Below are 13464 nucleotides of genomic sequence, written 5' to 3'. Positions count from 1 at the left end.
ATCAGAGCGACACGGCGTGCAGGAGCTGGAGTGAAAGCCGGCCGCGGTCGAAGAGGTCGGCGAGGCGGGTGTCCTGGCGACGGGCCAGCGCGTAGGCAGGATGAGTGCGGTAGCGGGCGGAGATCAGCGCGGTCACTTCCTGCGCGCGGCGGGTCCAGGACAGGGGTACTGCGGCCGGCCGCTCGGTCTGCTCGACCAGGTCGAAGCCGCAGGCCCCCAGCAGGTCGACGAGCTCGGACTGGAGCGGGAAGTAGTTGCCGTCGGGCGGATCGGCGATCGGCTCGTCGGCGACCACCACCAGGAGCCCGAGTGACGCATGTGGGGTGAGCACGCGGTGGATCTCGCGCAGTACGGCGGCCTTGTCCTCGACGGTGCAGAGGACGCCCAGGCACCACGCCACGTCGATCGAGCCGGTGCGGAGCGGGATGCGCTGGCCGTCGGCCGTGAGGACCGGGAGGCCGAACAGCCTCGACGCGGCACGACCGGCGGCGGGCATCGGTTCGAGGAGGATCGGGCGTGCGCCGAAGCGCTTGGCGGCCCAGGCCGCCGGACCGCCGCTGCCCGCGCCGACGTCCAGCAGCCGATCGCCGGCCGACAGTTCGCACGCCTCGGCCAGCCAGGCGAGGGCGGCCGGGCTGGCGCTGCCGCGGCAGGCCGCCGGAATCGCGTGCTCGTCACCGAGATCGCCCACAGCCTCCGCGGTCCACGCGGCCACCTCGTCGAACTCGGCGACCATCGCCTGGGACGTCAATTGGTCACCTCGACCAGCCGGTACCCAGTCGGCAAGCCGGCCACCTCACTCGACCAGCTTCCCGTCGCTGGAGACGTGCCGCATCAGCCGCCGGAACTCGTCCGGGATCGGCGGGATCTGCTCGGCCTCGATCTGACCCGGCCCCGACCAGACGAAGTTCACCTGCAGCGAGTCGTCGAGCTCGGGGTAGTCGGACCGGTTGTGGCAGCCGCGGGACTCCCGCCGTAGCAGGGCGGCGTCGAGCGTCGCCCGGGCGGCCATCGCCGAGGCCTTCAGGTCGAAGGCGTGCGCGAGGTCCTGGAAGCCGGCGATGTCGGGATGTACGCCGACCTGCGTGATCCGTTCCTCGAGCTCGGCCAGCTCGGACAGCCCGGCGTTCAGGCCGTGTTCGTCGCGGACGACGCCGGCCCGCGCGGTCATGGTGTCGCGCAGCGACCGTTGCAGGGCGCGGACATTCTCCGGGCCGTCGTTCGCCAGCAGGTCGTCGATCTCGGCCCGGGCCGCGCCGACCGCGTCCGCCGAGCGCAGCTGCGCCTGCCGCCCGATCGAGTACTTCGCGGCCTCCTCGGCCACGATCCGCCCGAACACGAGCAGCTCGATCAACGAGTTGCCGCCGAGCCGGTTCGCGCCGTGCAGACCGCTGGCCGCCTCGCCGATCGCCCACAGCCCGTCGACGCCGGTGCCGTGGTCCTCGGGCCGGACCCAGACGCCGCCCATCGAGTAGTGCGCGGTCGGGGCGATCTCGATCGGCTGCTTGGTGATGTCGAGCATCTGCAGTTCGAGCAGGGTCTGGTAGACGCGCGGGAGCCGGCGCATGATCGTCTCCCGGGAGAGGTGGGACACGTCCAGCCAGACGCCGCCGTTCGGGGTGCCGCGGCCTTCCTTGATCTCGGTGTACTCCGCGAGCGCGACCCGGTCCCGCGTCGACAGCTCCATCCGCTCCGCGTCGTAACGGGCCATGAACCGCTCGCCGAGCGCGTTGCGCAACTGCCCGCCCTCGCCGCGGGCCGCCTCGGAGACGAGGGTGCCGGCGGCGTTCTCGGGCTCGATCAGCCCGGACGGGTGGAACTGGACGAGCTCGGGATCGCGGAGCCGCCCACCGGCGTTGACCGCGAGCCGGAAGGCGTCACCGGTGTTCTCGTCGCGGCGGGACGACGTACGCCGCCAGATCCGGGTGTGGCCGCCGGCCGCCAGGATCACCGCGTCGGCGTGGATGACGTAGCGCCGCCCGGTCGTCAGGTCGAACCCGTACGCCCCGAAGACGGTGTTGTCCTTGACCAGGATCGACGTCACGTAGACCGTGTCCAGGATCGGTACGCCGAGCTGCACCGCGCGGTTGACCAGCGTCCGCTGGATCTCCAGTCCGGTGTAGTCGCCCGCGAACGCAGTACGGCGGTAGGTGTGGGCGCCGAAGAACCGCTGCGAGATCCGGCCGTCCGCCTCGCGGGCGAACGGCATACCCCAGCGCTCGAGGTCCTCGATCCCGCGGGCGGCGCCCCGGGCGACGATCTCGACCGTGATCGGGTTCGCCAGCAGGTAGCTCTCCTGCAGCGTGTCGGCCGCGTGCTGCTGCCAGGTGTCCTCGGGATCCATCGTGGCCAGCGCCGCGTTGATACCGCCGGCCGCCAGCGACGTGTGCGCGTCCGAACGCGGGCGCTTGCCGAGGGCGAGCACCTCGACGCCCTGCTCCGCCAACTCGATCGCGGCACGGAGACCGGCACCACCGGTTCCGATCACCAGGACCGACGTGGCGATCTGCTGTTCGGTGATGCTCATTGGCTCTCCCTGGCGCTCGGTGCTCTCATCAACCAGGACAGCGCAGCGCGCCCGGTTGTGACTGTCTCGCCGGTCACAACCACCGTGTCTGTCCGGTCTCTTCAGTGAGTCCGGCACACAGACACAGAAGGGGAACCCATGAGCGAGAATCCGGTCGTCGTCCTGGTCCACGGCGCGTTCGCCGAATCGGCCAGCTGGAACGGCGTCATCGAGCGTCTGCAGGCGCGGTCGATCGAGGCCGTCGCGGCGCCGAACGCACTGCGCAGCCTCGAGGGCGACGCGCAGTACGTCCGCGACGTGATCGCCGGCATCGGCAAGCCGGTCGTCCTGGTCGGCCACTCGTACGGCGGCATGGTGATCACCGAGGCCGCCGCGAACAACGACGCGGTCAAGGCGCTGGTCTACGTGTGCGCGTTCGCACCCGACCAGGGCGAGAGCGCGTTCGCGTTGTCCGCCAAGTTCCCGGGCAGCACGCTCGGCGACGCCCTGAACGCGTATCCGGTCAGCACCGGCGGCAACGACCTGGCGATCCGGCCGGACGTCTTCCGCCAGCAGTTCTGCGCCGACGTACCGGCGGACCAGGCCGCGCTGATGGCCGCGACGCAGCGCCCCGCCACCGAGGCCGCACTGACCGGCAACCTGGCGACCGACAGCCCGGCGTGGAAGTCGACGCCGTCGTGGTTCGTGTTCAGCGACCTCGACCTCAACATCCCGGTCGCCCTGCACCGCTTCATGGCCGAGCGCGCCGGCGCCAAGAACACCCGCGAGATCGCGGGCGCCTCGCACGCTCTGAGCGTCTCGCAGCCCGAGGCTGTCACGGCCACGATCCTGGAGGCCATGAACGCCTGAGAACGCTGACACTTCCGTTACCCGCGGGTCCTGTACGGGTATCGCTGTTCGCCCGTAGCCTCTGCTGGGGAGACTGCGATGACCACGAGCGGCAGCGAACTGGAGCTTCGAGGGCGCCGGCCGGAGTGCGGGCGCCTCGACCAGGTCGTGGCCGGCGTGCGCTCCGGTTCGGGCCAGGTGCTGGTTGTTCACGGCGAGGCGGGCATGGGCAAGTCCGCGTTGCTCGACTACCTGGTCGGCCGCGCCGAGGGTTGTCGCGTCGTGCGGGCCGCCGGGGTCGAGTCCGAGATGGAGCTGCCGTTCGCCGGACTCCATCAACTGTGCCTGCCGCTCCTGGAGCTCCGTGACCGGCTGCCGGATCCGCAGCGGGACGCGTTGGGGGTCGCGTTCGGGTTGAGCGCCGGCGGGCCGCCGGACCGGTTCCTGATCGGCGCGGCGACGCTCACTCTGTTGTCCGCGGCATCGGATCGGAGTCCGCTGCTGTGCGTGATCGACGATGCGCAGTGGCTGGATCAGGCCTCGGTTCAGACCCTGACTTTCGTCGGACGCCGGTTGTTCGCCGACCGGATCGGACTCGTGTTCTCGCTCCGCGAGCCAGTCACCGGCCCGGAGTGGCGCGGGTTCCCGGAGCTGCCGGTCGGAGGCCTCGCCGACGAGTACGCCGGTTCCCTGCTGGACTCCGTCGTACCCGGGCGGCTCGACGAGCATGTCCGCGGCCGGATAGTTGCCGAGACCCGCGGCAACCCGCTCGCTCTCCTCGAGTTGCCGCGCGGCCTGACCGCGGCCCAGCTGGCGGGCGGGTTCGAGCGGCCCGATGCCCGTCCGATCGCGAATCAGATCGAGCAGAACTTCGCCCGCCGCGTGCAGGACCTGCCGACGGACACCCAACGGCTGCTGCTGACCGCGGCGGCCGAGCCGGTCGGCGACGTACCGCTGCTGGTCCGCGCCCTGACGACCCTCGGCGTTCCGATGCGTACGGCGGAGGCTGCCGAGGCGGCGGGGTTGATCGATATCGCCGCGCGGGTCCGGTTCCGGCATCCGCTCGTCCGGTCGGCGACGTACCGGTCGGCCGACCCGTCGGAGCGACGTACGGTCCATCAGGCGCTCGCCGAGGCGATCGACCCGAACCTCGATCCCGACCGGCGCGCCTGGCACCGGGCGCAGGGGGCGTCGGGGCCGGACGAGGACGTCGCCGCCGAGCTGGTCAGCTCGGCGGCCAGAGCACAACGACGAGGCGGCATGGCCGCCTCGTCCGCGTTCCTCCAGCGGGCGACCGAGCTGACACCGGACCCGGCGACCCGCTCGACTCGCGCCCTCGCTGCGGCCCAGGTCAGCCTGGCGGCCGGCGCGTTCGAGACCGCGCTGCGCCTGCTGAACACCGCGACGCAAGGCCCGGTCAGCGGTTTGCACGAGGCGCGGGTCAAGTTGGTGCGGTCCCAGTTGACGTTCGCGTCCGGTCACAGTGTGGCGGCGCTGCCGTTGCTGCTCGAGGCTGCCCGCCGGCTGGAGCCGCTCGATCTGCGCCTCGCCCGCGACACCTATCTCGAGGCCGTCGCGGCCGCGCAGTTCGCCGGGCGGTTCGGCAGCGAGGCCGGGATCGCCTACATCACCCGGCTCGCGCAGGCGGTGCCGTCGTCCGAACCGCCGCGCAAGCGGGACCTGATCTACCGCGCGGTCACGACGCTGTTCGCGGACGGCTATCCCGACGTGGTCGAGCCGGCCGCTGAGGCGATGCAGGCGTTCTCGGCCGAGAACGGGACCACCGACGCCGACGACCTGACCTGGATGTGGCTCGCGGCTCTCCTCGCCGTCAACCTCTGGGACGACGACAACTGGGACGTGCTCACCGCACGGCACTTGCGGATCGCCCGTGACCTCGGCGACCTGAACCAACTGCCGCTCGTCCTGCACCACCGGGTGATGCTCGACCTGTACGCCGGCGAACTCGGCGCCGCGGCGACGCTGCTGGCCGAGGTCAGGACCATCCGGGAAGCGACCGGCGTCGAGCTGGCGTCGTACGGCGAGGTCGCGCTCGCGGCCTGGCGGGGACGGCCCGACGCCGCGCCGATGATCGCCGGCAGCCTGGAGGACTCGGCAGCCCGCGGCGAGGGCGGTGCGGTGTCCTTCGGCCACATGACAAGCGCGCTGCTGAGCATCGGACAGTCGCAGTACGCCGAGGCCTTGGCGGCAGCGCTTGCCGCCACCGAGTATCCGGAGGAGCTGGGCCCGGCGAACTGGGTGCTGCCCGACCTGGTCGAGGCAGCAGTCCGGGCCGGCCATCCGGAGCAGGCGGCCGAGGGGTACGGGCGTTTGCGTGAGCAGGCGCTGGCATGCCGGACGGACTGGGGGCTCGGGGTGCTGGCGCGGGCGACCGGTCTGCTGTCGACGGGGGCGGCGGCGGAGACGGCGTACCAGGAGTCGATCGAGCGGCTCAGCCGGACCCGGATGCGGATGGACCTGGCCCGGACCCACCTTGTGTACGGCGAATGGCTGCGCCGGGAAGGCCGCCGGCAGGATGCTCGTGGGCAGCTGCGGACGGCGTACAAGCTGTTCTCCGCGGCGGGTGCGGACGCGTTCGCGGAACGGGCCGGGCGGGAGCTGACCGCGACCGGCGAGACGCTGGACGACCACCGGACCGACCGCAGTACCGACCGGGACTCGCTGACCGCTCAGGAGGCTCATATCGCGGAGCTGGCGGGCGCCGGGCTGACGAATGCCGAGATCGGGGCGCAGATGTTCCTGAGTCAGCACACTGTGGAGTGGCATCTGCGGAAGGTCTTCGCCAAGCTGGGGATCAGCTCTCGCAAACAGCTCCGCCCCTGAGCCCGTCACAATCGGCAGGCGCGGGGTGTCTTACATGATGGGGACTCCAAGGACCTCTAGGGACGGAGAAATGGTGCGCAGGATCCTGGTGGTTGGCGGCGGGTATGCCGGGTTCTACACGGCGTGGCGGCTGGAGAAGAAGCTGCGGCAGGACGAGGCCGAGGTGGTCCTGGTCGACCCGCGGCCGTACATGACGTACCAGCCGTTCCTGCCCGAGGTGGTGGCCGGTTCGGTCGAGGCCCGGCACGCGGCGGTGTCGCTGCGGCGCAACCTCGAGCGGACGAAGATCGTGTCCGGGATGGTCGTGAACATCTCGCATGCCGACCGCACGGTGACGATCCGGCCCGCGGACGGCGCCGACTACACGATGACGTACGACGTGATCGCCGTGACCGCGGGTGCGGTGACGCGGACCTTCGACGTACCGGGCGTCGCCGAGCGGGCGATCGGCATGAAGCATGTCGAGGAGGCGGTCGCGATCCGGGACCGGCTGTTCACCGCCTTCGACGAGGCGGCCGGGCTGGCGCCGGGCAAGCTGCGGCGGAAGTTGCTGACGGTCACATTCGTCGGCGGCGGGTTCTCCGGAGTCGAAGGCTTCGCGGAGCTGCTGTCGCTGGCGCGAGCGTTGCTGAAGAAGTACCCCGAGCTGTCCGAGAGCGACCTCGCGTTCCACCTGGTCGAGGCGAGCGGCCGGATCCTGCCCGAGGTGAGTGACAAGCCGGGCGAGTGGGTCGTGAAGATGCTCGAGAAGCGCGGCGCGGTCGTGCACCTCAACACCACGATGCAGTCGGCCGACGACGGGCACGTCGTGCTGTCGGACGGGTCCGAGTTCGACTCGGAGCTGATCGTCTGGACGGCGGGCAACGCCGCGACCCGCCTGCTGCGCAACCACACCGACCTGCCGCACAACGAGCGCGGGATGGTCCAAGTGCGGGCGGACCTGCGGATCGGGACCGACGCCGAGGTGGTCGAGGACGCGTGGGCGGCCGGCGACGACGCGGCGGTTCCCGACCTCGCCTCGTCGACCCCGGGCGCGTACACGGTGCCGAACGCGCAGAACGCCGTACGGCAGGGGAAGCTGCTCGCGAAGAACCTGCTGCGCTCGCTGCGCGGGCGGCCGCCGAAGGACTACGAGCACCACAGCCTCGGCGTGATCGCGACACTCGGTCTCGGGACCGGCATCTTCCAGTACAAGCGGCTCGTCATCAAGGGTGTGCTCGCCTGGCTGATGCACCGCGGGTACCACGTCCTTGCGGTCCCGACCTGGGACCGCAAGATCCGGGTGCTGGCGATCTGGCTGGTGGCGTTCTGCTACGGCCGCGACATCGTGTCGCTGGCCTCGGTCCAGAGTCCGCGCGAGGCGTTCGAGACCGAGGCCAAGGCGCGGGCGCTCAGCGCGAGCCGGCCGGGATAAGCAGGTCGGTCAGGCCGAACGCGTCACCGGCGGCGGGCAGGATCGGCTGCCAGTCCGGCTCGAGGCTGAGGTAGCTCGACGGGTCTGCGCGCAGCAGCCCGATCAGTACCTCGGCCACGATCCGCCCGCCCACCGGACCGAGTCGGTCCCCGTCGCCGAGGTGCTCGGACTCCTTGAGGATGTAGAACCACAGCGGCGTACCGCCGCGCCACATGTCACCGGTGACGGAGGAGTCCAGCGGCGGTACGTCGAGGAGCTTGGCGACCTCCTCGCCGCTCGGCAGACCGGTCGTGTCGCCGCGCAGCAGGTCGCGAACGGCCAGCGACCGGTACGCCGACTCGTCGACCGCACCGGTGATTCGCTCGGGCAACCCGATCAGGCTCGCCGCCAGCCGCCCGTCGAGTCGCTTCGCCCGTTGCGCCCGCGGACGCCCCGGTACGTCGAAGATCTGCGCGAGGTCGAGCCGATGGTCCACCGGCAGCGGGCCGAATCCGACCAGATCGGGGAACAGCGGCAGCTCGGGCCCGCCCTCGACCAGGTGGTACGCGTGCCGGATCTGACCGTGCCCGTAGCGGTACGCGGCATCGGCGTACTCCAGCGGGATGAACGCGTTCAGCGGCTCCGGGTGGAACCACCTCCCGCCGTCCTGGAGCACCTCGTCGACCAACTCCCGGCCGACCAACCGCGGCAGGAAGTCGTGGACGACGATCCACTGGTAGTGCCAGGTCAGCGTGATCCGCGCCTTGTCGAACACGTCCTCCTCGGGCAGCCCGTGCGCCCGCAGGTGGTCGACGATCCGGTTGTGCGCCTGCAGCAACGCCACATGCAGACTCAGCGTGAAGATGTGGACGTCGTTGCGCGGGTCCCCGATCAGCGCGATCCCCTGCGGATTCCGCGGTACGTCGTACCCGTCGGGGCTGAGCAGGAACTTCGCCGGATCGTTCACGTCGAACATGTACGGCGAGCCGATCGGCCCGTCGGCGTACAGCATCTCGAGATTCAGCCGCGGCGATCGCGAGTTGCGCAACGCATCCGTCTCGACGCCGCCCATCAGCGGCGACCGGTCCGCGGTCGTGTCGTGCGCGAGCAGCTGCCCGAAGAACGGCCACCCCGCCGCCTGCTCCGCGTCGTCCCCGCCGGCGCCGAGATCCAGTGCCGCCGCGGCATCACAGACCCCGCCGTCGCTGCCGGCCCGCATCAGCAGATGCGGATCCGTGCCCAACGGCTCGAGTCGCGGAAACATCCGCCCGTACCGCGCCCCGCCAGTCGGCCGATCCACACTGCGCACCAGACTCAGACAGTGGTCCCGCGCCGCCGGATGCATGCTCATTCCCAACCTCCCGAAGATTCCAATCCACAGGAAAGACAGCCCAAGCATGCACCTTGTGACCGGGGCACTCAGCTGATGCGGGTCAGGCGGCCGTCGGGGAGGACTCGGATGGTGGTCTTGCGGGCGCCGACGGTCAGGTCGACGAAGAACATCGTGCCGACCGTCCGGGTCTTGTAGGTGACCGTTTCGGTGGAGTTGGCGGGGACGATGGCGGACAGGATCGTGGCGCTCGTCCCGTTGCGGCCGAACTTCACGACCGGAGCCGACTCCCGGTGGAAGATGTCGGGGTAGTACCAGCCCTGCACCGGGTCCTGCTGGCCCTGAACGACCGTGATGGCGTCCCTGGGCGGCTGCTGCTTGTACGGGATCTGGAGCAGGTAGGTCTTGGACTTGTCGCCCGGCTTGGCCGCAACGGCCGTGGTGGGGGACTGGACCGCGACCTTCTGGCCCGGCGCCAAGTGCCAGAGGGTCTCGTAGCGCTCCGAACCGACGGCTTGGCCGCGGTCCAGAGTGATGATCAGGTCGGGGTCCTTGAGGACGAGTACGTCGCGTTTGCGGGTCACGCCCGGCGCCGGGGAATCGGCCAGCGAGTACGACTCCGCGGTCGGCGTGATCGACGCCTGCACCAATTGCGTCGGCACCGACGCCATGTCCGCCGACGGGATCGTCATCACGTTGTGCGCGGCCGCGCTCTTCGACCATGCCTGCCACTTGTCGAGCTGGTAGCCCGAGTGCCCCGGGTCGATCAGTACGTCGCGGCCGTGCGACGAGTACGTGATCGACATGTGGTCGTCGTGACCGTGGAGCGTGCGCGCCGCGCCGTACCGGATGCTGTACGTCGACTCCTGCGCGAACGGGCGTGTCTCGCCCCACCCGGTCCGGCCGAAGACGTACCCCGCGTCGTACACCGCGACGCGCTTCGGCGGTTTCGTCCCGCGCTTGCCGAGCGAGGCGACGTAGTCGAGCGCCGTCCCCGCCGCCCCGGTCGGCTTCTGCGCTACGGCGTCGCCGACCTGCTGCAGCTCACCGGTCGACTTGGTCGCCAGCGCCAGCCACTCCGAGAGCGCGGCCCGCCGCTGGGAGATCACCGGTCCGGGGTTCGAACCGCATCGCTGCATGGCCGTGGTCGCCCGGCCCCAGAGCAGGTAGTTGAACATCGCGTACCCGACGGACTGCTCGTTCGTCGAGCCTTGCGCGTCGATCGCGGTGGTGATGGCCTCGGTCAGCCGGTTGACGGCGAGCGTCTTCAACTCCGGCCGCTTCAGCGTGCAGCCGACCCCGAACAGCGCGATGCTCTCGTCGGTCCCGTGGTTCGACATACCGCTGAAGTTCACGATCATGAACTGCGCATGGTCGATCAGCGCCTTGTCGAGCCAGGCGTACTGCGCCGGCAGCGTGCGGACATGCATGCCGGTCAGCACGGCTTGGCGCGCGCAGAGCAGCACGTTCGTGCGGTGCATCGTGGCCTCCCACGCGCCGACGTCGCCTTTCCACGAGTACGGGTTGTCCCGCACCCAGTCGTGGATGATCGCCATCGTGTGCGCCAGCACCTCGCGGTCGCCGCGCTGCCCGGCCTCGATGCCGTTACCCAGCCAGCGCAGCGAATGCAGCCACATGTACCAGCTCGGCTTCTTGTACGGGTCCGAGCGCCAGTTGATGTCGCCGTTCCCGTTGCCGACCTTGTACGGCGGATCGTCGCCCCACGAGAACGTGTCGTTCATCAGCATCGACACCGGGACCTGGATGCCGCTGTAGCCGGGGCACTCGTACGTGCCGGTGTTGGCGACCGGTGTCGCCGGCGGGGGAGTGGCCGGCGTGTCGACGCCCGGGAGCGGCTCGTCGGTCGAATCCGGCAGGGTGGGCTTCGGGCTCGGCGTACCGGGCTTCGGCCGGCTCGGCGTCGGCGAGCCGGCGGCGGCAACCGGCGTACTGCGGTCGCGGGTGCCGGGCATCAGCACGAAGACGGCGCCGGCGAACGCCACACCACAGACCAGGACGCAGGCAAGCGTCAGCGCGACGGTCGTGCTCAACCGCCTCGTGCGCTGCGACGCCACTCGCTCCCCCTCCTGGCCCGGCTTTCACCAAGCAAGACGCTCCGACCCACCCGATTCGTTGCATCCGGCCCCATCGATTGCAGCCCGGACGAGCGATTTGTTCAAGCTCCGTCACCGCATCGTGAGGAAGGTTTCCGGCCGGACCGAAATCCCCGGTGGATCCGGCCCCCGCCGTCCTCGTAATTGCCCGGCCGCGGTCACGCCGAAGGGACCGGGACGCGGGTGCGCCGGATGGTGGCGGCGAAGACGGTGACACCGAGGCCGGCGACGCTCGCGGCGGCAGCGACGATCGTGCAGGTGATGAAGCCGGAGCTGAGGTTGTGGGCCGTGCCCAGGAGCGGGCCGAAGGTGGCGACGCCGATGGCGCCGCCGATCTGGCGGGAGGTGTTGAAAGCGGCCGAGGCCGCGCCGTGCAGATCGGGTTCTACGGCGGCGATGGACTGGGCCGTCATGGTCGGGACGAGCAGTCCGGAGCTGAAGCCGATGGGAACGAGGGCGAGGACCATCGGCCAGACGACGGACGAGGTGCTGGCCCAAGCGAGCCCGAGGAGCGCGAGGGTGAGGATGCCTTGGCCGATGGCGAGTACGGCGGGGCGGCCGAGGCGGCGGGCGAGCGGGGCCGAGCAGAGGTTGGCGATCGAGATCAGGCCGGTCAGCGGGAGGAACAGGAGACCGGTGACCAACGGGCTGAGGCCGCGGCCCTGCTGGAGCAGCAGGCTCATCGTGAACAGCACGCCGTAGAACGCGAAGTTGAGCAGCGTGCCCTGCGCAGCGGCCGCCGCGAAGCCACGGTCGCCGTACAGCTTGAGCGGCAGCAGCGGCGCCCCGACAGAACGCTCCACGAAGATGAAGGCGACCAGCCCTGCGACCGTCAGCACGGCCGCGCCCAGCACCGCCGGATCCAGCCACCCGCGCGCTGGCGCCTCGATCAACGCGAACACCAGCCCACCGATGAACGCAGTGGCCGTCCCCATCCCCGCAAGATCCAGCCGACAGGCTCGGCGTACGACGGAAGGCATCGAGCGGACTGCCCAGATCGCGGCCGGGATGCCGATCACGACGTTGACCGCGAAGACCGCTCGCCAGTTCGCAAGCGCGACCAGGCCGCCGCCCAGGAGAGGACCGGCCGCCATCCCGGCGCCACCCGCGGCGGCCCACCAGCTGACGAGACGGTGGCGGCTGTGCTCGTCGGTCGCCGACGCGGTCGCAAGCACGAGCGCACTCGGCAGCAGTAGCGCCGAGCCCGCGCCCTGGACGAGCCGGGCGAGGTTCAGCATCAGCATCGAACCGGCCGCCGCGCACACCGCGGACGACGCGGTGAACACCACCAGCCCGGTCAGGAACGCCCGCTTCGCACCGAGCGTGTCGGCAATCGCCCCGGCCCCGAGCATCAGCGCCGCGAACGAGAGTGTGTAGGCGTTGAGCGACCACTCCAGCTCCGCGCGGGACGCGTTCAGGTGGGTGGCAAGCTGGGCAAGGGTGACGTTCACGATCGTGCCGTCGACGAAGACCATGAACGAGGCGATCAGGGCCAGCGCGACAACCGACCGACGGTGTTCCAGGGGCATGCGCCCCACCCTACGTCGCTGTTCGATGTACGTCGAACAATATTCCGGCGGCCGGACGCGGTAGCGTTCTCCGCGGAAGGGGGTACTGCGGATGGATCTGCAGCTGGGTGGGAAGACGGCGGTGGTGACCGGTGCGGGCCGAGGAATCGGACTGGCGATCACACGCTCGCTGGTCGACGAAGGGGTGAAGGTGGTCGCGGGCTCGCGCACCGTTGGCGCCGAACTCGAAGCGCTGCCGGTCGAGGCGTTCGCCGTCGATCTCGGTACGGCGGACGGCCCTGGCCGGCTCGTCGACGAGGCGATCACCAAGGCCGGCGGATTCGACATCCTGGTCAACAACGTCGGCAGCGTGCACCCGCGCCCCGGCGGGTTCGCCTCGGTCACCGACGACGACTGGCTCGAGACGCTCAACCTCGACCTGATGTCGGCCGTCCGGACGACGCGTGCCGCGTTGCCGACGCTGGTCGAGCGCTCCGGCGTCATCGTCACGGTCTGCTCGGTCAACGCGACCCTGCCCGACCCGCTGGTGATCGACTACAGCGCCGCCAAGGCCGCTTGCCTGAGCTTCTTCAAGTCATTGTCGAAGGAGCTCGGGCCGCAGGGCGTCCGCGTCAACACGGTCAGCCCCGGCCCGGTCGCGACAGATCTGTGGCTGGGCAAGGGCGGCGTCGCGGAGACCGTCGGCGGTGCCGTCGGCGCCGCGCCCAAGGACGTTGCCGCTCAGGCCGCGAAGGGCTCGGTCACGGGCCGCTTCACGCGCCCGGAGGAGGTCGCGGATCTGGTGGTGTTCCTGGCCAGCGACCGCGCCGGGAACCTCACCGGTGCGGACATCATTCTCGACGGCGGCCTGACACCGACGATCTGACCGGTCCCGGCGCCGCAGGGGTCGGCGCCGGGAC

9 protein-coding genes are annotated in these 13464 nt (G+C 70.6%); 4 read left to right on the top strand and 5 right to left on the bottom strand.

Going from position 1 to position 13464, the window contains the following annotated elements:
- Nucleotide 1 precedes the first annotated feature (1 nt).
- Both ABT313_RS42830 and ABT313_RS42825 read right to left on the bottom strand, forming a co-directional pair.
- Complete coding sequence (locus tag ABT313_RS42830; RefSeq protein ID WP_350866537.1) at nt 2-751, bottom strand: class I SAM-dependent methyltransferase; 750 nt, start codon at nt 749-751, stop codon at nt 2-4.
- 45 nt (nt 752-796) lie between these two features.
- Entirely contained in the window at nt 797-2527 is a 1731-nt protein-coding gene (locus ABT313_RS42825; RefSeq protein ID WP_350866535.1) for an L-aspartate oxidase, read from the bottom strand.
- Nucleotides 2528-2665: 138 nt separating this feature from the next.
- On the opposite strand from ABT313_RS42825, the gene ABT313_RS42820 reads away from it, so the two are divergent.
- The 3 genes from ABT313_RS42820 (at nt 2666) to ABT313_RS42810 (ending at nt 7613) form a co-directional block, all read left to right on the top strand.
- A complete protein-coding gene (locus tag ABT313_RS42820; RefSeq protein ID WP_350866533.1) occupies nt 2666-3376 on the top strand; it encodes an alpha/beta fold hydrolase in 711 nt (236 codons plus the stop codon).
- 78 nt (nt 3377-3454) lie between these two features.
- Nucleotides 3455-6199, top strand: coding sequence for an ATP-binding protein (locus ABT313_RS42815; protein WP_350866531.1), 2745 nt, complete (start codon nt 3455-3457; stop codon nt 6197-6199).
- A 70-nt stretch (nt 6200-6269) separates the two neighbouring features.
- Entirely contained in the window at nt 6270-7613 is a 1344-nt protein-coding gene (locus ABT313_RS42810) for an NAD(P)/FAD-dependent oxidoreductase (RefSeq protein WP_350866529.1), read from the top strand.
- Here the strand turns inward: ABT313_RS42810 and ABT313_RS42805 are convergent.
- The 3 genes from ABT313_RS42805 to ABT313_RS42795 form a co-directional block, all read right to left on the bottom strand.
- Nucleotides 7591-8943 carry a peroxidase family protein gene (locus tag ABT313_RS42805; RefSeq protein WP_350866527.1) on the bottom strand — a complete coding sequence of 451 codons (1353 nt, stop codon included), beginning with the start codon at nt 8941-8943 and terminating at the stop codon, nt 7591-7593. The genes ABT313_RS42810 and ABT313_RS42805 overlap by 23 nt on opposite strands.
- 68 nt (nt 8944-9011) lie before the next feature.
- The gene (locus ABT313_RS42800) at nt 9012-10997 is read right to left on the bottom strand and encodes a heparinase II/III domain-containing protein (protein ID WP_350866525.1); all 1986 of its coding nucleotides are present in this window, start codon (nt 10995-10997) and stop codon (nt 9012-9014) included.
- Nucleotides 10998-11194: 197 nt separating this feature from the next.
- The gene (locus tag ABT313_RS42795) at nt 11195-12565 is read right to left on the bottom strand and encodes an MFS transporter (RefSeq protein ID WP_350866524.1); all 1371 of its coding nucleotides are present in this window, start codon (nt 12563-12565) and stop codon (nt 11195-11197) included.
- A gap of 91 nt (nt 12566-12656) precedes the next feature.
- Here ABT313_RS42795 and ABT313_RS42790 point away from each other — a divergent pair, with 91 nt between their 5' ends.
- Entirely contained in the window at nt 12657-13430 is a 774-nt protein-coding gene (locus ABT313_RS42790) for an SDR family oxidoreductase (RefSeq protein WP_350866523.1), read from the top strand.
- Nucleotides 13431-13464: the final 34 nt, after the last annotated feature.

Origin of the sequence: Kribbella sp. NPDC000426 (genome assembly GCF_040300265.1) — a bacterium.
Taxonomy (GTDB): Bacteria; Actinomycetota; Actinomycetes; order Propionibacteriales; family Kribbellaceae; genus Kribbella.
The sequence above is the reverse complement of the archived record's forward strand: the minus strand, read 5'-3'. Positions and strand labels throughout refer to the sequence as shown.

Bases quoted from the DNA above. Each gene is read 5' to 3' on its own strand.
- ABT313_RS42825 (WP_350866535.1), bottom strand. From the start codon at position 2,527: ATGAGCATCACCGAACAGCAGATCGCCACGTCGGTCCTGGTGATCGGA.
- ABT313_RS42805 (WP_350866527.1), bottom strand. From the start codon at position 8,943: ATGAGCATGCATCCGGCGGCGCGGGACCACTGTCTGAGTCTGGTGCGC.
- ABT313_RS42810 (WP_350866529.1), top strand. From the start codon at position 6,270: ATGGTGCGCAGGATCCTGGTGGTTGGCGGCGGGTATGCCGGGTTCTAC.
- ABT313_RS42820 (WP_350866533.1), top strand. From the start codon at position 2,666: ATGAGCGAGAATCCGGTCGTCGTCCTGGTCCACGGCGCGTTCGCCGAA.
- ABT313_RS42815 (WP_350866531.1), top strand. From the start codon at position 3,455: ATGACCACGAGCGGCAGCGAACTGGAGCTTCGAGGGCGCCGGCCGGAG.
- ABT313_RS42790 (WP_350866523.1), top strand. From the start codon at position 12,657: ATGGATCTGCAGCTGGGTGGGAAGACGGCGGTGGTGACCGGTGCGGGC.
- ABT313_RS42795 (WP_350866524.1), bottom strand. From the start codon at position 12,565: ATGCCCCTGGAACACCGTCGGTCGGTTGTCGCGCTGGCCCTGATCGCC.